This window comes from Streptomyces sp. NPDC001728 (assembly GCF_040297565.1).
Classification (GTDB): domain Bacteria; phylum Actinomycetota; class Actinomycetes; order Streptomycetales; family Streptomycetaceae; genus Streptomyces.
The window spans coordinates 48039-70970 of record NZ_JBEOZK010000016.1 but is presented as its reverse complement, the minus strand read 5'-3'; the positions used below and the strand labels follow the sequence as shown (position 1 = coordinate 70970).

The window sequence follows — 22932 nt, the reverse complement described above, 5'->3', positions numbered from 1 at the left end:
GCAGACGTAGAGGGAAAGGCCACACATCGTGACTGAGATCGAGATCGGGCGCGGCAAGCGCGGCCGCAGGGCGTACGCGTTCGACGACATCGCCGTCGTCCCGAGCCGGCGCACCCGGGACCCGAAGGAGGTCTCGATCGCCTGGCAGATCGACGCCTACCGGTTCGAGCTGCCGTTCCTGGCCGCGCCGATGGACTCGGTCGTCTCGCCGCAGACCGCCATCCGCATCGGTGAGCTGGGCGGCCTGGGCGTGCTGAACCTGGAGGGTCTCTGGACCCGGTACGAGGACCCGCAGCCGCTGCTCGACGAGATCGCCGAGCTGGACGAGGCGTCCGCGACCCGCCGTCTGCAGGAGATCTACTCCGCGCCGATCAAGGAGGAGCTGATCGGGCAGCGCATCAAGGAGGTGCGCGACTCCGGTGTCGTCACCGCCGCCGCGCTCTCCCCGCAGCGCACCGCGCAGTTCTCCAAGGCCGTGGTCGACGCGGGCGTGGACCTGTTCGTCATCCGCGGTACGACGGTCTCCGCCGAGCACGTCTCCGGCGCGTCCGAGCCGCTGAACCTGAAGCAGTTCATCTACGAGCTGGACGTCCCGGTCATCGTCGGCGGCTGCGCCACGTACACCGCGGCCCTGCACCTGATGCGCACCGGCGCGGCGGGCGTCCTGGTCGGCTTCGGCGGCGGCGCCGCGCACACCACCCGTAACGTGCTGGGCATCCAGGTCCCGATGGCGACCGCGGTCGCCGACGTGGCCGCGGCCCGCCGCGACTACATGGACGAGTCCGGCGGCCGGTACGTGCACGTCATCGCCGACGGCGGTGTCGGCTGGTCCGGCGACCTGCCGAAGGCCATCGCCTGCGGTGCCGACGCGGTCATGATCGGTTCCCCGCTGGCCCGTGCCACGGACGCGCCCGGCAAGGGCCACCACTGGGGCATGGAAGCCGTCCACGAGGACGTGCCGCGCGGCAAGCTGGTCGACCTGGGCATCGTAGGCACCACCGAGGAGATCCTCGCGGGCCCGTCGCACACCCCGGACGGCTCGATGAACTTCTTCGGCGCCCTGCGCCGCGCGATGGCCACGACCGGCTACAGCGAGCTCAAGGAGTTCCAGCGCGTCGAGGTCACGGTCGCGGACGCGCAGCACAAGCGCTGACCCCGAGAGCCGTACGCGAAGGGGCCCCGCACCGGGTGGTGCGGGGCCCCTTCGCCGAATGCGCGACTACGCGGCGGCCTTCCTGGCGCCGGCGAAGGCGGCGAAGGCGGCGAGGGCGAAGAACAGGAACGTGAGCGGGTCCAGGTCTTCCTTCCAGGCCTCGGTGAGCACGTCGAAGTGCTCGAAGAAGATGTCCGTGGCGGAGGCGTTCAGCTGCTTGGCGCCGATGATCGAGAGGGCGACCAGCTGGCCGAGGTACACCGAACCGAGCGAGAGCACGGCGCTGACCACGGACAGCACGGGGTTGTTGCCGCCGACCTTGCCGGCCGCGAAGCCGATGAGGAAGCCGACGCCGACGGCCGCCCAGCCGATCTCGCGCTCGACGGCGCCCGCGATGCCGCCGTACACCCCGCCCGCGACGAGCGCCGCGACCAGGGCGGCCACCAGGCCGAGACCCAGGTTGCCGCGGGCCGGGGCGGGCGGCGGGGCCATCGGGTAGGGCTGGGGCGCGGCGCCTTCGGCGAAGGGGTTGCCGGGCGGCGGAACGGGCTGAGACATGGTGGTGATCCCCCCTGGGACACATTGCGCACGTGTGTGCGAACAAGAGCCCGGAGACTAACAGCCCGGTCCGACACCCGCCCGGGAGATCTCAGAGGCGGTGGGCCGAGCCGGTGGGGGTGGCGCCCCGGGTGTCGAGGAGGAGCTGGGCCTTGACCGAGAGGCCCTGGAGGTCGTACGTGCGGTGCTGCTGGAGCAGCACCGTCAGATCGGCATGGGCCGCGGCCTCGTAGAGGGAGTCCGCGCGCGGGACGGGGAGTTCCCGGACGCGCCAGTCGGGGACGTGCGGATCGTGGTAGCTGACGGCCGCGCCCAGGTCCATCAGACGCCGGGCGATCTCGTCGGCGGGGGAGCCCTGACGGTCGGGGAGGTCGGGCTTGTACGTGATGCCGAGGAGCAGGACGCGGGCGCCCCGGGCCGACTTGCCGTGCTCGTTGAGGAGGGTGGCGGCGCGCTGGACGACGTACTGCGGCATGCGCTCGTTGACCTGGCCGGCGAGTTCGACCAGCCGGAGCGGGCGGTGGGCGCCGACGGTGTCGACGGGGACGCCGTGGCCGCCGACTCCCGGGCCCGGCCGGAAGGCCTGGAAGCCGAAGGGCTTGGTCTCCGCGCAGCGGATGACGTCCCACAGGTCGACGCCGAGTTCGTGGCAGAGCACCGCCATCTCGTTGACCAGGGCGATGTTGACGTGCCGGAAGTTGGTCTCCAGGAGCTTGACCGTCTCCGCCTCGCGGGGGCCACGCGCGCGTACCACCTTGTCGGTGAGCCGGCCGTAGAAGGCGGCTGCCGATTCGGTGCAGGCCGGGGTGAGGCCGCCGATGACCTTGGGGGTGCCGGCGAAGCCGTGGGTACGGCTGCCGGGGTCGAGCCGGCCGGGGGAGTACGCGAGGTGGAAGTCGCGGCCGGCGCGGAGGCCCGAGCCCTCTTCGAGGAGGTCGCGGAGCAGGCCCTCGGTGGTGCCGGGCGGGACGGGCGACTCCAGCAGGACGGTGGTGTGGGGGCGCAGCCGGGCGGCGAGCGCGCGGGCCGCGTCGGTCACGGCGGTGAGGTCGAGGGTGCGGTCGGGGGCGAGGGGGGTCGGCGCGCAGATGACGGCGGTGCGGACCCGGCCGAGTTCGGCGGGGTCGGCGGTCGGCCGGAAGCGCCCGGAGAGCATCCGGCGGATCTCCGGGACGGTGAGGGAGCCGTCGACCGGGGAGCGGCCCGCGGCGAGTTCGGCGGCGGGCCGGGGGTCGGTGTCGTAGCCGATGGTGTCGACGCCTGCGGCGGCGGCGGCCTGGGCGAGGGGGAGTCCGTGGTGGCCGAGGCCGATGACGGCGAGATCAGCGGGCATGGAGGTGGACCGTCCTTCCCAGTAGCCGGAGGGCACGCGAGGCGCAAGCCCGGTGGACAGAACGGGTCGAGCGCAATGTCAGACTAGGCGTAAATATGACCGATATGCCGCATTGTGGGGCCGAAGGTCATCGAGTGTTATCCACAGGTCGGCGGCGAGGCGGTGGCTGAAGTCGCCGGGGCGGGACAGAATCGAGCTGTGAGCCGGACCACACGCGGTCCGGGCCGGGCCGGTCCGGTCGGGTCAGGTCGGGTCAGGTCCGGTCGGGTCAGGTCCGGTTCGCGTGTCGGTGAGAAGAGAGCGACGCGCGACGACGAGGACGACAGGGACCACGGGAACGACAGGAACGACGGGAGCCGCAGCCGTGAGGACAGCGACACTGGGACCCGCCGAGCGCACCGAGGCGCTCGCGGCCATGGCCGAGCGTGAGTTGGACGTGCTGGTCGTCGGCGCCGGGGTGGTCGGCGCGGGGATCGCCCTCGACGCCGTCACGAGAGGGCTCTCCACCGGCATCGTCGAGGCCCGCGACTGGGCCTCCGGCACCTCGAGCCGGTCCAGCAAGCTCATCCACGGCGGCCTGCGCTATCTGGAGATGCTGGACTTCGCCCTGGTCAGAGAAGCCCTCAAGGAGCGCGGTCTGCTCCTGGAGCGGCTCGCACCCCACCTGGTGAAGCCGGTCCCGTTCCTCTATCCGCTCCAGCACAAGGGCTGGGAGCGGTTCTACGCGGGCTCCGGCGTCGCGCTGTACGACGCGATGTCGCTCTCCTCCGGCCACGGCCGGGGCCTCCCCGTCCACCGGCACCTCTCCCGGCGCTCGGCCCTGCGGGTCGCCCCCTGCCTGCGGAAGGACGCGCTCGTCGGCGCCCTCCAGTACTACGACGCCCAGATGGACGACGCCCGCTTCGTCACCACCCTCGTGCGCACCGCCGCCTCCTACGGCGCCAGCGCCGCGAGCCGGGCCCGCGTCACCGGCTTCCTGCGCGAGGGCGAGCGGGTCGTCGGCGCGCGCGTCCAGGACGTCGAGGCCGGTCTCGCGTACGAGATCCGGGCCAAGCAGATCGTCAACGCCACCGGGGTGTGGACCGACGACACCCAGGCCCTCATCGGCGAGCGCGGCCAGTTCCACGTCCGCGCCTCCAAGGGCATCCACCTCGTCGTCCCCAAGGACCGCATCCACTCGACCACCGGACTCATCCTGCGCACCGAGAAGTCCGTGCTCTTCGTGATCCCCTGGGGCCGCCACTGGATCGTCGGCACCACGGACACCGAGTGGGACCTCGACAAGGCCCACCCCGCCGCGTCCAGCGCCGACATCGACTACCTGCTTGAGCATGTGAACACCGTGCTCTCCACGCCCCTGACCCGCGACGACGTCCAGGGCGTCTACGCGGGCCTGCGACCCCTGCTCGCCGGCGAGTCGGACGCCACGAGCAAGCTCTCGCGCGAGCACACCGTCGCCCACCCCGTCCCCGGACTCGTCGTGGTGGCCGGCGGCAAGTACACGACGTACCGCGTCATGGCGAAGGACGCCGTCGACGAGGCCGTGCACGGCCTCGACCCTGGGGTGTCCCCTGCACGAAGTGCTTGGGGAAGGGTCGCCCCCTGCGTCACCGAGGACACCCCGCTCCTGGGCGCCGAGGGCTACCGGGCCCTGTGGAACGCGCGGGCCAGGATCGCCGCGCGCACCGGCCTCCATGTCGTCCGCGTCGAGCACCTCCTCAACCGCTACGGCTCCCTGACGGAGCAGATCCTCGACCTCGTCGCCGAGGACCCCGCCCTGGGCGAACCGCTCGCGGCGGCCGACGACTACCTGCGCGCCGAGATCGTCTACGCCGCCTCGCACGAGGGCGCCCGCCACCTCGACGACGTCCTCACCCGGCGGACCAGGATCTCCATCGAGACCTTCGACCGGGGCACCCGCAGCGCCCGCGAGTGCGCCGAGCTGATGGCGCCCGTCCTCGGCTGGGACGACCAGCAGATCGAGAAGGAGGTCGAGCACTACGAGAAGCGGGTCGAGGCGGAGCGCGAGTCGCAGCGGCAGCCCGACGACCTGACGGCCGACGCGGCGCGGCTCGGGGCGCCGGACATCGTGCCGATCTGACAGTACGTCCGGGTCGCCCGATTCCGGTGGGAACCTGGGGGGTGTGCAGGGGCGTCGTCATCCCGGAGTACGGACCCGGGGGCGCCACCCGTCCCGAGGTGAGGGACAATGGGCTCTCTTCCAGGGCGGGTTACCGCATCGCGCGGGAAGCGGCAGACGCGGCGAAGATCAGGGATCGCAGAGGGGACGCATGTCGGAGGCGGAGCAGTCGCGGGACACGGCGAAGGACCCCAGGCGGGACGCCGCCGCGGGGGCCGCGACCGACGGCGACCGAGGAGTGGTCCCGGCAGCGCGTGAGCCTGAGCGGGACGTACGGGACGCGGACGAGGACGCGCAGGTCAGCCGGGGTGCGCGAGGCCCGGAGGACGGGCGCGGGAGCGATCCGCAGCCCAGGTCGGAACCGGATTCGGGGCCGGGTTCGGAGCCCGGGTCGGGCTCGGCGCCCGAGCCGGCGTCGGGCCCCGAGGACGCGAAGGGCCCTCAGGACGTGCCGTCTGACGGCGTGACGGGTCCGGCGGGATCCGGGACCGGAGCCGGCGGTGGTGGCGAGGATGCCGCCCTGGCCGGAAGGCTGCGGGGGACCGAGCCGTCGACCGGGCGGGCCGGGTTCGGCGCCGGGGACGGCGACGGCGAGAGCGACCGCCGGCCGGCACCGGGCGCGGCCTCCGCGCGCGGCACCGGCGGAGACCGGATGCGCAAGGCCCCGGCCGGCGAAGGACGGCTGCTCGCGGGCCGCTACCGCCTCGGCGCGGTCCTCGGGCGCGGCGGCATGGGCACGGTGTGGCGCGCGGTCGACGAGACCCTCGGCCGTACCGTCGCCGTCAAGGAACTCCGTTTCCCCACCAGCATCGACGACGACGAGAAGCGACGCCTCATCACCCGGACCCTGCGCGAGGCCAAGGCCATCGCCCGGATCCGCAACAACGGCGCCGTGACCGTGTACGACGTCGTCGACGAGGACGACCGTCCGTGGATCGTCATGGAGCTCATCGAGGGCAAGTCCCTCGCGGACGCCGTGCGCGAGGACGGCACCCTCACGCCCCGGCGCGCCGCCGAGGTCGGCCTCGCCATCCTCGACGTGCTGCGCTCGGCCCACCGCGAGGGCATCCTGCACCGCGACGTGAAGCCGTCCAACGTGCTGATCGCCGAGGACGGCCGGGTCGTCCTCACCGACTTCGGCATCGCCCAGGTGGAGGGCGACCCCTCGATCACCTCCACCGGCATGCTCGTCGGCGCCCCCTCGTACATCTCCCCGGAGCGCGCCCGCGGCCACAAGCCCGGCCCCGCCGCCGACATGTGGTCGCTCGGCGGCCTGATCTACGCGGCGGTCGAGGGCAGCCCGCCGTACGACAAGGGTTCCGCCATCGCCACCCTCACGGCGGTGATGACCGAGCCGGTAGACCCGCCGAAGAACGCGGGACCCGAGCTGGAGAAGGTCATCTACGGCCTGCTCGCCAAGGATCCCGCCCAGCGGCTCGACGACGCCGGCGCGCGCGTGCTGCTACGCGCCGTGCTCGACGCGCCCGAGGTCTCGCCCGAGGTCACCAGGGTCGTACCGCTGCCGCCCCGCCCCGAGGGGACTCCGGGGGCGCCGGTGGGACCGCCGGCCCCCGCGGCCGGCCAGGACAGGACGCCCGCCACCGCCGACCGGATGCGGGGCGCCCTGAAGTCCGCACGCAACGCGGCGGCCTCGGGGAAGCCCGAATCCACTCCGGTGGCGCAGGGGAACGCGCACGCGGGCGCGGGCTCCGTGCGGCAGCGGGGGACCGGCCGGCCGGCCCCCGCGCGCGCCCCGCTCACCGATGTCGTGCCGCGCCGCACGCTGGTGATCATCGCCGCCGTCGTGGTGCTCGCCCTGCTCGGGACGATCCTCGCGGTCTCCCTCGGCGGTGGCGACGAGGGCGACCAGGGCAAGGGCGACGGGGGCGCGAAGTCCTCGGCCGGTGCCTCGGCCGGCGGCGACGGCTCCGGCTCGGACGGCGGCAAGGGACAGACCTCCGGCGGCCCAGGCCAGCAGGGCGGCGTGCAGCCGGGGGACAGCGGGTCCAACGGTTCGACGGGCGCGAACGGCACCACCGGCGCCACGAACGGGGCCAACGGGACGAACGGCAACGGCGTCACGCCGTCCGGGACGCCCAGTGGCGGCGCGGGCGGGCAACTGCCCGCCGGCTACACCCTCGTCACCAGCGACCGCTTCCACTTCTCCATGGCGATGCCCTCGACCTTCCGGGTCCGCGCGATACCGGGCTACAGCGGCGGCGGGATCTTCAGCGAGAGCGGCGGATTCCCGCGCATCCAGGTCGACTTCAACGGCAGCCCGAAGGACGACGCGGCGAGCGCCTGGGAGCTGGGCAAGATCGGCGTGGCCGCCACCAGCAAGAACTACAAGCACTTCGGCATCAGGACCGTCTCCTACAAGGGCTACCCGACCGTCGCGGACTGGGAGTTCGAGCGGACCCAGCAGGGCATGACCGTCCATGTGCTCAACCGCGGCTTCAAGGTGGACGCCAGGCGCGGCTACTCCATCATGATCAGCTGCAAGGCGGACGAGTGGAACGGTGCGGAGTGCCGGACGCTGCGGGAGACGGCGTTCGCGACGTTCAGCCCCAAGGACTGACCGGCGGGCCGTATCGTGAGAGTTCGAGGACCGTACGAAGTCGAACAGAGCCGTTGACTGCACGGTGCCGGACCGAAGGTGACCGACTCGCGTGACCCCGTACGACCCCGACCGGTCGGCGGGGTCCGGGGGTCCACGGGGGACAGCGTGCGCGCGTGGGGAGGCGTCGTGGACGACTACGCGGGAAGGGTGCTGGCGGACCGCTACCGCCTGCCGCTGCCGCCGGTGGACGCGGACGCGCCCGCCGACGCGTACGACCTGGCCGAGACACGGGCCTTCGACACCTACAGCGGTCAGGAGGTCCTGGTCCGCCAGGTGCCGCTGCCGGAGTTCGTCGACGCCGAGGTGCTCGACGGCGAGGGCGGTGCCGCAGGCCTTCACGGCAGTGCGGGGCGGGCCACCCGCCGCCCTGCCGAGCCCGTCGTGCGTCGGGCGATAGAGGCGGCCCAGGCCGCCGCGCAGATCCCCGACCACCCCCTCCTCGACCAGGTCTTCGACGTCTTCGCCGAGGCCGGCTCGCTGTGGATAGTGAGCGAACGCATCGAGGCCCGCCCGCTGGCGGCGCTCCTCGCCGAGCGGCCCCTCAACCCCTACCGGGCCGCCGAGATAGGCGCCGACGTCCTCACCGCCCTGCGCGCGCTCCACGCCCACGGCTGGGTGCACCGCAACATCACCGCCCGGACCGTACTCGTCTGTGACGACGGCCGGGTGGTCCTCACGGGCCTCGCGGTCGGCGCGGCCGAGGAGGCCCTCTGCGGATACGCCCCGGTGCCGGACCCGGACGCGGAGCCGCCCGTACGGGGGTGGGACTCGCCGACGGGGGAGGACGACGAGGACGAGGACGCCCCAGGGGACCAGGACGGCTCCGGGGACGAGGACGGCTTCGGGGGGTACGGGGCCGAGGAGTACGGGGCCGAGGAGTACGGGGCCGAGGAGTACGGATCCGAGGAGTACGGATCCGAGGAGTACGGATCCGAGGGGTACGGCTCCGACGGGCGGGGCGTCCAGGTGTACGGCGCCGACGGGCGGGGCGTCCAGGTGTACGGCGCCGAGGCCTACGGCTCCGACGGGCACGGTGGCGAGGAGTACGGCTCCGAGGTCTACGCCTCCGACCTGTACGAGGTCGAGGTCTACGAGGAGGCCGACGAGCGGGTCCCCTACGGGGCGGCACCGGACCCGGACCCTGATGTGTACGGCCCGGACCCGTACGGGCAGGCCCAGACCCCGGAACCGGACCCGTACGCGGACGGGGAGGCCGACCCGGACCCCGCCCCCGGCACCGCCCCCGACGTGTACGGCGTCGACCCCTACGGGCGGGCCACCCCCGCTTCCCCCGCCGAGACACAGCCCGCCACGGCGCCGCCCACCGCCGACGTGCGGGCCGCGCGGGCCGGCGCCATCGCCGCCTACCGGGCCGGGGCCCGTGCCGCCGCCCGGCTGGGCGAGACCGGGTCGCTCCCCGTCCAGCGGCCCGCGCCGTCGGAGCCGCCCGAACTTCCCCCGCCCCCGCCCCCGCCGCCGACGGCCCAGGCGGTCGGCGCGCCCGAGCCGCAGTGGTGGGCCCGGGTGGCGGACGACGACGAGGACGAGGACGACGGCGACGAGCCGTACGGGGACGGCGGCCCGCCGCCCGGCCGGCCGCCGCGCGTGATGCTGGCCGGCAGCTGGAGCGACGGCCCGCACAGCTCTCGGGACAGCTCGGGACCGATATCCGCCGGTGGCGGTTCGGGGGGTACGGGAGGCTCCGGACCCGGGAGGGGCCCCGTGCTGCCCGGTTCCGGCCGCCCGGCGCTGCCCGCCGGGTACACGGCGGCGACCCCGGACCCGGCCAGGCTCCCGGTCCCGGCCGGCGCCCGCGAGGACGGGCCGGTCGCAATCCCCGCGCAGGCCCACCGCGGTCCCACCACCCGGCTCGCCGCCGAGCGGGCCCGGCAGACCCGGATCGCGGTCGTCGGCGCCGTCACGGAGCGCTGGGCGCCCGAACAGGCCGGTCCCGTCCACGAGAACTGGCGGCTCGCCCCGCCGATCGGCCCCGCGACCGACCTGTGGGCGCTCGGCGCGCTCCTCTACCGGGCCGTCCAGGGGCACGCCCCGTACCCGGAGGACAGCGCGGCCGAGCTGGTCCAGCTGGTCTGCGCCGAACCGCCCGCCTTCGCGGAGGAGTGCGGGCCGCTGCGCCCGGTCGTGGAGTCGCTGCTGCGTCAGGACCCCACCGAGCGGCCCGACTTCGAGGAGCTGCGCGGCTGGTTGCGTTCCCTGGTGCGCTCGGCGCCCGAGCCGGAGGCGGGGGCCGGAGCCGTACCGCTGCCGTCCTTCGACGAGGCGCGGCTGCCGATCGTCCGCCGGCGCGGCGAGCTGGTGCGGCGTCGGCGTGGAGCGGCGGGGGCGGGCCGCCACCGCCACAAGCGCGGCAAGGACACGCGCCCTCCGGCCCGCCACGAGGACGCCCACGCCTACGAGGCCGACCGCGGTCGGGGCGCCGATCACGAACCGGCCGTCCCCGGCCGCGCCGAGCACGTGCAGCCCGAATACCGCGAGGAGTTCCACGAGGAGATCCCGCAGCGCGCGCCCAGGCCACCCCGTACCGGACGCTCGTCGTCCGCAGACTCCGAGGGTGCCTCGGGATCCCCCCGGAACCTCGGCCGTACGCTCCTGATCCTGGTCTTCCTCCTGCTCGGCGGGGCCGTCGCGTACGCCGTCCTCTTCCTGCCCGGGGACAAGGAGACGCCCGCGGGGCCGACCGCGCCCAGCACCGCGGGCAGGCCCCCGACCACCGCCGGTCAGAGCCCCGGCTCCGACGGCACCACCGCGCCGCGCACCACCCCGCCCCCCGCGGATCCTTCGGCGCCCGCGCCCGCCGCCGGGTACGCCCTGCGGCAGGACCCGGAGGGCTTCCGCATCGGGGTGCCGAAGGGGTGGCGGCGCAGCGCCATCAACGACGCCGGGCAAGTGCGGTACACCGGCGCTGACTTCACGTTGATCGTCGTGCCCGGCCGGGACACCGTCCGGGAGAACGGCTCGGACCCGCTGGAGTACCAGAACTCCAGGGAACGCGAGCTGGACCCGTGGCGCACATCGAGCTGGTCGGGGGCGGAGAAGACCCGCCGGGTCGACATCGGCAGCACGGCGACGGCCACGGGGAGTTACTGGTGGCTGGACAGCACGGGCCGTGAGGTTTTCGTCCGCAACCTCGCGCTGATCGACGGCGGTCGGTATCACGTCGTGCAGGTCATCGGCCCGCAGAGCGAGCGTGACAAGGTGTCGGAGATCTTCGACGAGGCCACGAAGGGGTTCCGCCCGGGACGTTGAACGGGCCGGATCACACACGGATCGCGCGCGCGACGCTCACGGAAGGCGCGCGCGACGCGCACACCGGGCGCACGGAAGGCACGCCTCGCGCACGCCCGGGGCGCGCGCGACCCGCGCGTGACGCACGAAGGGCGCCGAAACGTCCACCGGCCCCCGGTCACAGTGCTGTTCCTATGGCAGCCCCGAGGTTCCGCCGCGCGTACCCCCCTCCGTAACCTGGCATCAGAAGGAACGGGCGGGGGCAAGTGGAACATTCTCAAAGCACAGGGTCCGGGCTGTTGCTCGCCGGTCGCTACCGGCTGGGCGAGTCCATCGGGCGCGGCGGCATGGGCAAGGTCTGGCGCGCGCACGACGAGGTGTTGCACCGCGTGGTGGCGGTGAAGGAGCTGACGGCCGGCCGCTTCGTGGCCGAGGCCGACCGGCTGGTGCTGCACGCCCGGACGCAGAAGGAGGCGCGGGCCGCCGCGCGGATCACGCACCCGGGCGTGGTGACCGTCCACGACGTCCTGGAGCACGACGACCGGCCGTGGATCGTGATGCAGTACGTCGACGGGCCCTCGCTCGCCGACGCCGCCAAGGAGTCCGGCACGATCGATCCCCACGAGGCGGCCAGGATCGGGCTGCACGTCCTCGGCGCGCTGCGTGCCGCGCACGCGGCCGGGGTGCTGCACCGGGACGTCAAGCCGGGCAACGTCCTGCTGGCGCGGGACGGCCGCGTCCTGATCACCGACTTCGGGATCGCGGCGATCGAGGGGGACGCGACGATCACTCGGACGGGTGAACTTGTCGGCTCCATCGACTATCTGGCGCCCGAGCGGGTGAGGGGCGGCGATCCCGGCCCGGCCTCCGACCTCTGGTCCCTCGGAGCCACCCTGTACACGGCGGTGGAGGGCACCTCGCCGTTCCGCCGTACGTCCCCCATCAGCACCATGCAGGCCGTGGTGGCCGAGGAACCGCCGTACCCGGAGAAGGCCGGCCCGCTGGCCTCCGTCATCGTGGCCCTGCTCCGCAAGGACCCGGACCAGCGACCGCAGGCGGACGAGGCCGGGCGGATGCTGCTCGACGCGATGGAGGGGCGGGCGCCGGAGGCCGCGCAGGCGTACGTGCCGACCCAGCGCGTGGCCAGGGAGGAGCTGGAGTCGGCGGGGGACGGGCGGGGCTCGGTCCTCGACCTGGTCGAACTGGGCGACGACGCCGACGACGAAGGCGGCCGGGGCCACGAAGGCACCGGAGCGGGTACGGGCACCGGTACGGAGGACGCCACGGGCCCCTCGGGCACCTCCCACGCGCCCACCCCGGCCCGCACGGCGCAGTGGCCTCAGCCGCCTCACGGCCACCAGCCGTCCCAGGCCCACCAGCCCGCTCACCCGTACCAGCCGTCCCACCCCGCCCCCTCCGGCCGGGGCCGCTGGCGCACCGCCGTTCTCGCCGCCCTGCTCGCCGGGCTGGTCGCGGGCGGCGCCGTCTTCGCCGCGATGAACTACATGGGCGGCGACGGAGGCGGCGGCGACGCCGGCCGGACCACGACCGCCGGACCCGCCCCCTCCAAGCAGGGCCCCGGCACCGACATCCCGGTCGGCTGGCACCGCGTGGACGACCCGAAGGGCTTCAGCCTCCTCGTACCGGACGGCTGGAAGCGCCAGACCGAGGGCGACCAGATCGACTACACCCCGGACAACGGCAACCACCGCATCCGGATCAGCATCGACCCGAAGCCCGACTTCGAGAATCCGTACATGCACGCCCTCGACCTGGAACGGGTCCTGGAGCGGCGGATGGACTACAACCGGATCAAGCTCGGCCAGGTCACCTACCGTGACCAGGTCCGTTCCTGCCAGTGGGAGTTCACCTGGACGGAGAAGAAGGACTTCCCGGGGCCCCGGCACGCGATCGACCTGATGTACTACGCGGACGACGGCACCGAGTACGCCCTGTACATGTCCTCGCCGGAGTCGAGCTGGGCCCAGACCCGGGAGCAGTTCGACATCGTCCTCCAGCACTGGCGGGCGCCGGGCGACTGACCGGCTCGGCCGAAGGTGCCGGAAATTCTCCGCGAAAGCCCTCCGGTGGCCGTAAGCCGCTGATCAGGCCTTATGTGCCAGTGATCGCTGGCGCAATGTGAGTACCCGGTGAAAACGCGTTACCGACGGGTACCCAAAGGGCGGAAGGCGGCCTACGCTCGGCCGTATGACGGACTCGCAGGCCCCCGCCGCCCCCTCGGTTCCCGACGCCCCCGCCGCGAAGGCCGGAGCGGCCCCCGCGGGGGCGACCAATCCGGTCGCGCCCGCGCCCGCCGGCGCGCGTACCGCCGCCGACGTCGTGACGCCCGAGGTGGTCGCCCGGCTCACCCGTGGTGTCGCCGGTTCCGGACGCACCGCCAACCACACCCCCTTCACCGGGGCGAAGCTGGCGGACCTGCCCGAGTCCACCCCCGAGGACGTCGCCGAGGCCTTCACGCGCGCGCGTGCGGCCCAGAAGGCCTGGGCCGCCACCCCGGTCAAGGCCCGCGCCGCGATCCTCCTCCGCTTCCACGACCTCGTCCTCCAGCGCCAGTCCGAGGTCCTCGACCTCATCCAGCTGGAGACGGGCAAGGCGCGCCTGCACGCCCACGAGGAGGTGCAGGCGGTGGCCGTCGCCGCCCGCCACTACGGCCGCAAGGCCCCCTCGTACCTGCGCCCCAAGCGCCACACCGGCGTCGTACCGACCCTCACCAAGGTCACCGAGCTGCGCCAGCCCCGCGGTGTCGTCGGCCAGATCGCACCCTGGAACTACCCCCTGGAGCTGTCCGTCGGCGACGCGCTCCCCGCCTTCGTCGCGGGCAACGCCGTCGTCATGAAGCCCGACACCGAGACCGCGCTCACCGCGCTGTGGGCCCGTGACCTGCTCATCGAGGCCGGGCTTCCCGCCGAGGTCTTCCAGGTCGTCATCGGCGAGGGCCCGGTCGTCGGCCCCGAGGTCGTCAAGCACGCCGACTACGTGTCCTTCACCGGCTCCACCCGCACCGGCCGCGAGGTCGCCCAGGGCGCCGCCGCCCGGCTCGTCGGCGTGACCCTGGAGCTCGGCGGCAAGAACGCGATGCTCGTCCTTCAGGACGCCGACATCGAGAAGGCCGCCGCCGGAGCCGTCCGCGCCTGCTTCTCCTCCGCCGGCCAGCTCTGCATCTCCATCGAGCGCCTGTACGTGCACGAGTCGATCGCCGACGCCTTCCTCGACCGCTTCGCCGCCCGCACCAAGGCCATGCGCCTCGGCCACTCCCTCGCGTACGGCGCGGACATGGGCTCCCTGGTCGGCGAGCGGCAGCTGGAGACGGTCACGAAGCACGTCGAGGAGGCCGTCGCCAAGGGCGCCACGCTCGTCGCGGGCGGCGTCGCCCGCCCCGACATCGGCCCGCTCTTCTTCGAGCCGACCATCCTCGACGGCGTCGAGGCCCCGATGGCCGTCTGCAACGAGGAGACCTTCGGCCCGGTCGTCTCGATCTACCGCTTCCGCGACGAGGACGAGGTCGTCGCCCTCGCCAACGGCACCCCGTACGGCCTGAACTCCTCCGTCTGGACGAAGGACTCGCGCCGGGGCCACTCCGTCGCGGCCCGGCTGCGCACCGGCACCGTCAACATCAACGAGGGATACGCCCCCGCCTACGGCAGCGTGCAGTCCCCGATGGGCGGCATGAAGGACTCCGGGCTCGGCCGCCGCCACGGCTCCGAGGGCATCCTCAAGTACACCGAGGCCCAGACCGTCGCCCAGCAGCGGCTGATCCCGCTGGCGCCCTCCTTCGGGATGGACGACGAGAAGTACGCCGCGTTCATGAGCGCGTCCCTGAAGGCGATGAAGGCCCTGCGCCTGCGCTGACCCGGGCTCCGCCCCCGCCCCCTTTCGCCCTTTTCCGTACGAGGAGAGCCATGACCGCGCTACCCCCTACCCGAAATCAGGAGCCGGCCGAGGACGGCTCGTACGACGACGGCAAGGGCTCCGGGGACGGCTACGACTACGACGTCCTCGTCGTCGGCTCCGGCTTCGGCGGTTCGGTCACCGCCCTCCGCCTCACCGAGAAGGGCTACCGGGTCGGCGTCCTGGAGGCCGGTCGCCGCTTCACCCGCGCGACCCTGCCGAAGAACTCCTGGGACGTGAAGAACTTCCTGTGGGCCCCCGCCCTCGGTCTCTACGGCATCCAGCGCATCCACCTGCTGGGCAACGTCATGGTGCTCGCGGGGGCCGGCGTCGGCGGCGGCTCCCTCAACTACGCCAACACCCTCTACGTACCGCCGAAGCCGTTCTTCGACGACCCGCAGTGGAAGGACATCACGGACTGGCAGGAGGAGCTGCGGCCGTACTACGACCAGGCCCAGCGGATGCTCGGCGTCCGGATCAACCCGACGACCACCCCCTCCGACGTCCACCTCAAGGCCGCCGCCCAGGCGATGGGCATCGGCGACACCTTCCACATGGCCCCGGTCGGCGTCTTCTTCGGGGACGGCGCGGATGCCGACGGCAAGGCGAAGGCGAAGCCCGGCGGCGAGGTCGCCGACCCCTACTTCGGCGGCGCGGGCCCCTCCCGGCGCGCCTGCACCGAGTGCGGCGAGTGCATGACCGGCTGCCGCCACGGCGCCAAGAACACCCTCAACGAGAACTACCTCCACCTCGCCGAGAAGGCGGGCGCCACCGTCCACCCCATGACCACGGTCGTCACCGTCACCGAGGACTCACGCGGCGGCTTCGCCGTGAAGACCCTCCCCACCGACCAGCGGCGGAAGGGGAAGGGGCGCACCTTCACCGCCCGCCGGGTGGTCGTCGCGGCCGGTACGTACGGCACCCAGACCCTGCTGCACCGGATGAAGGACAGCGGGCTGCTGCCCCGGATCTCGCAGCGTCTCGGCGAACTCACCCGCACCAACTCCGAGGGCCTGGTCGGCGCCCAGACCACCGACCGGCGCTACCGGAAGAAGCACGGCAAGGACAGGGCCGACTTCACCAAGGGCGTCGCCATCACCTCCTCGGTCCACCCCGACGCCAACACCCACATCGAGCCGGTGCGGTACGGCAAGGGCTCCAACTCGATGGGCGGCCTGACCGTCCTCCAGGTGCCCTACGGGGCCCACCGGGTGCGCAGCTGGTTCCTCAACCTGCTCAGGCACCCCACGCTCGCCGCCCGTTCGCTCTCCAACCGGCGCTGGTCGGAGCGGACGATCATCGGCCTGGTCATGCAGTCCCTCGACAACTCCCTGACGACCTACCGCAAGCCCGGCGGCCTCGGAAAGGGCCTGCTCACGGCCCGCCAGGGACACGGCGCGCCCAACCCGGTGCAGATCCCGGAGGCCACCCGGGCCGCGACCCTCCTCGCCGAGGAGATCAACGGCTTCCCCGGCTCCAACGTCGGCGAACTGATGGGAACCCCGCTCACCGCCCACTTCCTCGGCGGCTGCCCCATCGGCGCCGACGCCGCGTCCGGCGTCATCGACCCGTACCACCGGCTCTTCGGGCACCCCGGGATCTCCGTCGTCGACGGCGCGGCCGTCTCCGCCAACCTCGGCGTCAACCCCTCGCTGACGATCACGGCGCAGGCGGAGCGGGCGATGTCCTTCTGGCCGAACAAGGGCGACGAGGACACCCGTCCACGCCAGGGCGAGGCATACGTACGGCTCTCGGCGGTCGAACCGAAGTCCCCCGTGGTCCCGGCCGAGGCCTTCGGCGCCCTGCGGCTGCCTTTCCTCGGCATCCCGACGGTCCCGCCGAAGGCGGAGTGACCCGGCTCGCGGGACGGACGAAAAAGGTAAAGGGCGCTGCACCCCCCTCCGAGTGCAGCGCCCTTACCAGCTTTGGTGGTGCTGTATGGATGACCCGCGACCCACGGGGATGGTTGTAGCGGTTGCACAGGATCTTCGTGTGACGCGCGTCACGTACGGGGCGGGGTGTGCGGGGGCGGTCCCGAGGGACGGCCGCGGGGCGGCGGCCCTGCGGAGGCGGCGGCGTGCGGGGGCGCGGGCAAGGGCCCCGTGGCGCGATTTCGGTCGCGGCACGGGGCCCTTGGGGGTCGGCACCGGTGTCAGGGCAGCGGCGGTGCCGAGCGGGGCGGCGCCGGGGGGTTGCGCCGCGTGGGGAGGGAGACAGACGGGGGACGACTCGGTACGGGTTGGGGGGGTCGTGCGCTGCTGGCGGTCGCGGGGGCGCCGCGACCGGATGAGCCGGTTGCGGTCGACCCCGAGCGTCCCCGGGATCGACCGCTCCTTCTGGGCGACCGGACTGCTGTCCCCTGCTGTCCGGTCACAAGCGCTGGTGCGAGGTCCCACGACGTACCAGAGGTACGCCACACGCCCCAGCGAAGCCACGCGTGGTTTCTTACTGGCCCGCCCCTGGCTGGCACGGACACCCGGACCAACGAAGCCGCCTCGGAGCCGGTCACGCGCCGTACGGGTGAGAGCGGGCCCGAACTCAGATCCGGGCAGCCACCCAGGCGCGTTCGCGGTGCGTCCCCGGGGCGACTCGCGTCGCGGCGCGTCCCCGGCGGGACTCCCGTCAGATCTGCCCCCGGCACAGCTCCAGCATCGTCATCGCCAGCGCCGTGCCCGGCTTGCCCAGCGCGTCCCGGTAGTGGCCGAGGACCTCCATCTCGCGCGCCAGGTTCACCCGGCGGCCGCCGGAGGTGATCCGGGCCTCCTGGATGACGGCCGAGACGGCCATCCGCTCCTGGATCAGCCCGATGATCCGGTCGTCCAGCGCGTCGATCCGCTCACGGGCGCCCCCGATCAGCGTCGCCGCCTCCTCGGTGCGGGCGCCGGTCTTCTCGGGGGTGGCGGTGTTCGTCGTCATGGTCGTGCTCCTGGGGTGTCGGTCGGTTCCGGCGGTGCCGGACCGTGTCGGATGCCCCGGGGCGACGTGGCCCGGAACGACAGAACGCCCCGGGCTGTCAGCCCGGGGCGCCTGGGAAGTCGCTTGTCAGATGCTCAAGCAGCACGACCATGGCAGCCGGTGGGCCGGTTGCCATAGGTAAAGACGTAGGTCGTGAGCGTGCGCATGCCGACAGTATGGATCCCGCGCGGGAGCGGGACCGAACCGGGTTCGGATGGTGAGACGAAAAGCGCCACCGGCGCGCCGGTAGAATCGACAAATAGCACCCCCCTTCGGGGGACCCACCCTCCTACCGCCGGAAGGCCGCCGAAGTGTCATCAGCGACCCCCGCTGCCGCGCCCGACGTCACCAACCCGGACGTAGTCCTCGTTGTCGACTTCGGCGCCCAGTACGCCCAGCTCATCGCCCGCCGCGTCCGTGAGGCCCGGGTCTACAGCGAGATCGTCCCGTCCACCATGCCGGTGGCCGAGATGCTGGCCAAGAACCCGAAGGCGATCATCCTCTCCGGCGGCCCGTCCTCCGTGTACGCGGAGGGCGCCCCGCGCCTCGATCGCGCCCTGTTCGAGGCGGGCGTCCCCGTCTTCGGCATGTGCTACGGCTTCCAGCTGATGGCGACGACCCTCGGTGGCACCGTCGACAACACCGGCGCCCGCGAGTACGGCCGCACCCAGCTCCACGTCTCCAAGTCCGGCTCCACCCTCTTCGAGGGCACCCCGATCGAGCAGTCCGTGTGGATGTCGCACGGTGACGCCTGCTCCGCCGCCCCCGAGGGCTTCTCCGTCACCGCGTCCACGGACGTCGTGCCGGTCGCCGCCTTCGAGAACGACGAGAAGAAGCTGTACGGCGTCCAGTACCACCCCGAGGTGCTGCACTCCACGCACGGCCAGCAGATCCTGGAGCACTTCCTCTACCGCGGCGCCGGCATCGAGCCCAGCTGGACCACGGGCAACGTGATCGAGGAGCAGGTCGCGGCCATCCGCGCCCAGGTCGGCGACAAGCGCGCGGTCTGCGGCCTCTCCGGCGGCGTCGACTCCGCCGTGGCCGCCGCGCTCGTCCAGAAGGCCATCGGCTCGCAGCTCACCTGTGTCTACGTCGACCACGGCCTGATGCGCAAGGGCGAGACCGAGCAGGTCGAGAAGGACTTCGTCGCCTCGACCGGCGTCAACCTGAAGGTCGTCGACGCCCAGGAGCGCTTCCTCACCGCCCTCGCCGGTGTCTCCGACCCGGAGACCAAGCGCAAGATCATCGGCCGTGAGTTCATCCGCGTCTTCGAGCAGGCGCAGCTGGAGATCCTCCAGGAGGACGGCCCCGAGGTCGCGTTCCTCGTGCAGGGCACCCTCTACCCGGACATCGTCGAGTCCGGCGGCGGCACCGGCACGGCCAACATCAAGTCCCACCACAACGTGGGCGGCCTCCCCGACGACATCGAGTTCGAGCTCGTCGAGCCGCTGCGGCAGCTCTTCAAGGACGAGGTCCGCATGGTCGGCCAGGAGCTCGGCCTGCCCGACGAGATCGTCCAGCGCCAGCCCTTCCCCGGCCCCGGCCTCGGCATCCGCATCGTCGGCGAGGTCACCAAGGAGCGCCTGGACCTGCTGCGCGAGGCCGACGCCATCGCCCGCGAGGAGCTCACCGCGGCCGGCCTCGACCGCGAGATCTGGCAGTGTCCGGTCGTTCTGCTCGCCGACGTCCGCTCCGTGGGCGTCCAGGGCGACGGCCGCACCTACGGCCACCCGATCGTCCTGCGTCCGGTCTCCTCCGAGGACGCCATGACGGCCGACTGGTCGCGCCTGCCGTACGACGTGCTGGCCAAGATCTCGACCCGCATCACCAACGAGGTCGCCGACGTCAACCGCGTCGTCCTCGACATCACCAGCAAGCCGCCGGGCACCATCGAGTGGGAGTAGTCGCTCCCGCTCCCTGAGCCGGCCGAAGCCGTCGCCCCGCACCGCCGGGGGCGGCGGCTTCGTCGTTCGGTCCCGTCCGGGCTCTGGTGAGTTGACCGGCCGGGCGTTACCTTCCGGCGCATGAGCGTGATACCCGACCCCGTCCCCCTCGAACGGCTCCACTTCGCCATGCCGCCCGTCCACGCGACGGCCGAGGAGGAACGCACCCACCGCAAACAGCGGATCGCGGGCGCACTCCGGCTCTTCGGCCGCTTCGGGTACGAGGAGGGCGTCTCGGGCCACATCAGCGCCCGCGACCCCGAGTACCCCGACTGCTACTGGGTGAACCCCTTCGGGGCGCCGTTCGAAGAGGTGACGGCGAGCGAGCTCATCCTCGTCAACGGCGACGGCCAGGTCCTCCGGGGCGGCCGGCACGTCAACCAGGCCGCCTTCACCGTCCACGCCCAGGTCCACCGGGCCCGCCCCGACACCGTCGCCGTCGCCCACACCCACTCCCTCCACGGACGGGCCCTCGCCGCGCTCGGCGAACTCCTCGACCCGATCACCCAGGAGGCCTGCGCCTTCTACCAGGACCACGCCCTCTACGACGCCTACACCGGCGTCACCGTGGACGCCGAGGAAGGACGCCGCGTCGCCGTCGCCCTCGGCACGTTCAAGGCGATCGTCCTCCGCAACCACGGGCTCCTCACCGTCGGCACCTCCGTCGACGCGGCCGCCTGGTGGTTCATCGCCATGGAGCGCTGCGCCCAGGTCCAGCTGGCCGCCCGCGCGGCCGGCAAAGCCGTCCTGATCGACCACCGCGAGGCCGTCTCCACCCGCGAACAGCTCGGCAGCGACCTCGTCGCCTGGATCAACTACCAGCCGCTCTGGCGCAGGATCAGCCGAGCGGAGCCCGAACTCCTGTCGTAGCACCATCGCTTCACCCTTCTGTACGTCAATGAGATGACGCGTCAATCACTCTCCGGCGGGGCGCACGCGGCACGCGCGGGAGCCGCCGGTGCGACACAATTCCGAGGAATCAACGGCTGGTTGACCATTCGGGGCGCACCGGCACGTGTCGTGAAGTGAGCTCGGGAAGTGGGCAACCGTGGCGGTTCAAGAGGCGAGACAGTACGGCGAACACGCGACGGCCTGCGCCGGCTGCGCCCACTGCGGGCAGGCCGGCCACCGGCGCGCCGTCGCCGCCTTCCTCGCCCGGCGCGACGAACTCGCCGCCGGGCACGGCGTCCCAGCGGCCGTCGCCCACTCCCCGGTCGCCGCCCGCCAGTGGGTCTCCGACGAGCTCGCCCAGTCCGCCCGCGCGGTCGCCTTGCACGGCCGCGAGGCCGGAGGTGCCTGGCTCGACCGGGTCCGCCGCGGCGGCCTCGGCGCCGTCTGGGGTGCCGTCCTCGCCCTCCTCCTCGGTCAGGCCCTCACCGCGGTCCGGACCGGCTGGACCGGAGCCCGCACGGCCGGCCTCTGCACCGCCGTGGTCCTCGCCCTCCTCCTCAGCGCCGCCGCCCACGCCCATCGGGCCCGCGGCGGACTCATCGCCCCCCTGGTCGGTGAGGACAACCGGCTCTCCACCACCCGCGCCGTCGCCGCCGCCTGGCTCCTGTTCCTCGGCTTCACCCTCCTCCTCCTGGTCTTCCTGTCACCGGGCGCACCCGGCTTCGCCCTGGCCCGCGGCGCGGGCCTCCTCACCGCCCTCGCCCTGGTGTCGGCCGTCACGATGACCGCCCGTCTCGTCGTCTCCGCGGGGATCGTGGCCGGCCGCCTCCAGAAGGTGCGCGCCGACCGTCCCCGCGCCGCCGACCTGCTCTGCGACGACAGCGGCCGGGCCGCCCTCGCCGACGTCCAGTACCTCCTCGTCTCCGCCGCCGTCCTCGCCCTCACGGCCGTCGGCCTCGCCCAGGCTCCCGCCCGGCTCCCCGAGGTGCCCTGGTCCCTGGTCGTGCTCCTCGGGGTCTCGGCCGCCTGGCACCTCGCCGCCAAGCTCACCGAGGGCGTCCGTCCCACGATCCACTCCGTGGTCCGGTCCCGGGAGGCCGGCGACCTCGACGCCCCGATCCGCACGGGCGACGACATCGAGATCCGCGGCTGCGGCTTCGTCCCGCCCGGCGCCGGAGCCCCCGAACCGCTGACCCGCCTGGTCGTCCGCATCGGCCCCGTCCACGCCCATGTGCCGCTCGTCCCGGTCCCGGGCGGCTTCGCCAACCCCACCGACGCGTCCCTGACCGTCCCCCTCCCGGCGGACGTGGAGCCGGGCCGGGTGGAGGTGTCGGTCGTGACGGCGGCGGGCCTGGAGACCAACCGGGTCGTGATCGAGGTCATGGACTGAGGGTTGGGCCGAGGGGTGGGCTGACGTCGGCACCGAAGTGGGGCCGGTTCGAAGCGACGGCGAGGGGCGATCGTCCCGCCCCTCGATATCCCCTGAGCGGCTGTGCGAGGAGAATCGATCCGCGAACAGTCGTAGGGGGTGCGGAAAGGTGACCGACGATGACGGGACAGGCGGGCCGGGCGGGCCGGGAGTACGGCCCGGACGGGTTCGGCAGCGGCGGAGGCAGCGGAGCCGACGACTCCGTTGGCTCCGGTGACTCCGGTGGCGCGACCAGTGCCGGCGGGCTCGGCGGGCTCGGCGGGCTCGGCGGGGTCGATGGGTGGAAGGCGGTCGCCTCCCGGTACTCGCTCCTTCCTCTCCGGCTCTTCCTCGGGATCACCTTCATCTACGCCGGACTCGACAAGCTCACCGATCCCGCCTTCTTCGCGGACTCCGGCAGCGGCTCCATCGGCGAGATGACGCGGGGCGTCCGGGACTCCGCGGCCCTTCCCGCCCTCGTCGACCTCGCCCTCAAGAACCCCACCGGGTTCGGCTATGCCATCGCCTTCGGCGAGCTCGCCGTCGGGATCGGGACCCTGCTGGGTCTCTTCGCCCGCGTGGCGGCGCTCGGCGGCGTACTGATCTCGCTGAGCCTCTGGCTGACCGTGAGCTGGCAGGTGAGCCCGTACTACCTCGGCAACGACCTCGCCTATCTGATGTCCTGGCTCCCGCTGCTGCTCGCCGGGGCTTCGGTGCTGTCGCTGGACCGGCTCCTGGCCGTACGACGCCGTATTCGATAGGCCACCCAGGTCGCG

At 73.1% G+C, this 22932-nt stretch carries 14 protein-coding genes; 11 read left to right on the top strand and 3 right to left on the bottom strand.

Going from position 1 to position 22932, the window contains the following annotated elements; all coding sequences use genetic code 11:
• The first annotated feature begins 28 nt into the window (after positions 1 to 28).
• Positions 29 to 1153, top strand: coding sequence for a GuaB3 family IMP dehydrogenase-related protein (locus ABT154_RS23065; protein WP_351858721.1), 1125 nt, complete (start codon positions 29 to 31; stop codon positions 1151 to 1153).
• A 66-nt stretch (positions 1154 to 1219) separates the two neighbouring features.
• Here the strand turns inward: ABT154_RS23065 and ABT154_RS23060 are convergent, their stop codons facing one another.
• Together ABT154_RS23060 and ABT154_RS23055 are read right to left on the bottom strand one after the other, a co-directional pair.
• Complete coding sequence (locus ABT154_RS23060) at positions 1220 to 1711, bottom strand: hypothetical protein (RefSeq protein ID WP_351858720.1); 492 nt, start codon at positions 1709 to 1711, stop codon at positions 1220 to 1222.
• Between the two features lie 91 nt (positions 1712 to 1802).
• Entirely contained in the window at positions 1803 to 3044 is a 1242-nt protein-coding gene (locus ABT154_RS23055) for a nucleotide sugar dehydrogenase (RefSeq protein ID WP_351858719.1), read from the bottom strand.
• A 364-nt stretch (positions 3045 to 3408) separates the two neighbouring features.
• On the opposite strand from ABT154_RS23055, the gene ABT154_RS23050 reads away from it, so the two are divergent.
• From ABT154_RS23050 to ABT154_RS23025, 6 genes are all read left to right on the top strand, one after another.
• Positions 3409 to 5145 carry a glycerol-3-phosphate dehydrogenase/oxidase gene (locus ABT154_RS23050; protein WP_351858718.1) on the top strand — a complete coding sequence of 579 codons (1737 nt, stop codon included), beginning with the start codon at positions 3409 to 3411 and terminating at the stop codon, positions 5143 to 5145.
• Positions 5146 to 5335: 190 nt separating this feature from the next.
• Positions 5336 to 7762: a serine/threonine-protein kinase gene (locus ABT154_RS23045; RefSeq protein ID WP_351858717.1), complete on the top strand. Its 2427-nt coding sequence runs from the start codon at positions 5336 to 5338 to the stop codon at positions 7760 to 7762.
• A 168-nt stretch (positions 7763 to 7930) separates the two neighbouring features.
• Entirely contained in the window at positions 7931 to 11071 is a 3141-nt protein-coding gene (locus ABT154_RS23040; RefSeq protein WP_351858716.1) for a serine/threonine kinase C-terminal domain-containing protein, read from the top strand.
• A gap of 245 nt (positions 11072 to 11316) precedes the next feature.
• Positions 11317 to 13092 (top strand): serine/threonine-protein kinase, encoded by a 1776-nt coding sequence (locus ABT154_RS23035; RefSeq protein ID WP_351858715.1) that lies wholly within the window; start codon positions 11317 to 11319, stop codon positions 13090 to 13092.
• A gap of 166 nt (positions 13093 to 13258) precedes the next feature.
• Positions 13259 to 14920, top strand: coding sequence for a succinic semialdehyde dehydrogenase (locus tag ABT154_RS23030; protein WP_351858714.1), 1662 nt, complete (start codon positions 13259 to 13261; stop codon positions 14918 to 14920).
• 50 nt (positions 14921 to 14970) lie between these two features.
• A complete protein-coding gene (locus tag ABT154_RS23025; protein ID WP_351858713.1) occupies positions 14971 to 16812 on the top strand; it encodes a GMC family oxidoreductase N-terminal domain-containing protein in 1842 nt (613 codons plus the stop codon).
• A gap of 769 nt (positions 16813 to 17581) precedes the next feature.
• Here ABT154_RS23025 and ABT154_RS23020 read toward each other — a convergent pair.
• The gene (locus tag ABT154_RS23020) at positions 17582 to 17875 is read right to left on the bottom strand and encodes a chorismate mutase (RefSeq protein ID WP_351858712.1); all 294 of its coding nucleotides are present in this window, start codon (positions 17873 to 17875) and stop codon (positions 17582 to 17584) included.
• A gap of 350 nt (positions 17876 to 18225) precedes the next feature.
• On the opposite strand from ABT154_RS23020, the gene guaA reads away from it, so the two are divergent.
• From guaA to ABT154_RS23000, 4 genes are all read left to right on the top strand, one after another.
• Positions 18226 to 19818, top strand: coding sequence for a glutamine-hydrolyzing GMP synthase (guaA, locus tag ABT154_RS23015; RefSeq protein ID WP_351858711.1), 1593 nt, complete (start codon positions 18226 to 18228; stop codon positions 19816 to 19818).
• 120 nt (positions 19819 to 19938) lie between these two features.
• On the top strand, positions 19939 to 20727 hold the full coding sequence (locus tag ABT154_RS23010; protein ID WP_351858710.1) for a class II aldolase/adducin family protein: 789 nt from the start codon (positions 19939 to 19941) through the stop codon (positions 20725 to 20727).
• Positions 20728 to 20905: 178 nt separating this feature from the next.
• Positions 20906 to 22138: a hypothetical protein gene (locus tag ABT154_RS23005; protein ID WP_351858709.1), complete on the top strand. Its 1233-nt coding sequence runs from the start codon at positions 20906 to 20908 to the stop codon at positions 22136 to 22138.
• 158 nt (positions 22139 to 22296) lie between these two features.
• The gene (locus ABT154_RS23000) at positions 22297 to 22917 is read left to right on the top strand and encodes a DoxX family protein (RefSeq protein ID WP_351858708.1); all 621 of its coding nucleotides are present in this window, start codon (positions 22297 to 22299) and stop codon (positions 22915 to 22917) included.
• Positions 22918 to 22932: the final 15 nt, after the last annotated feature.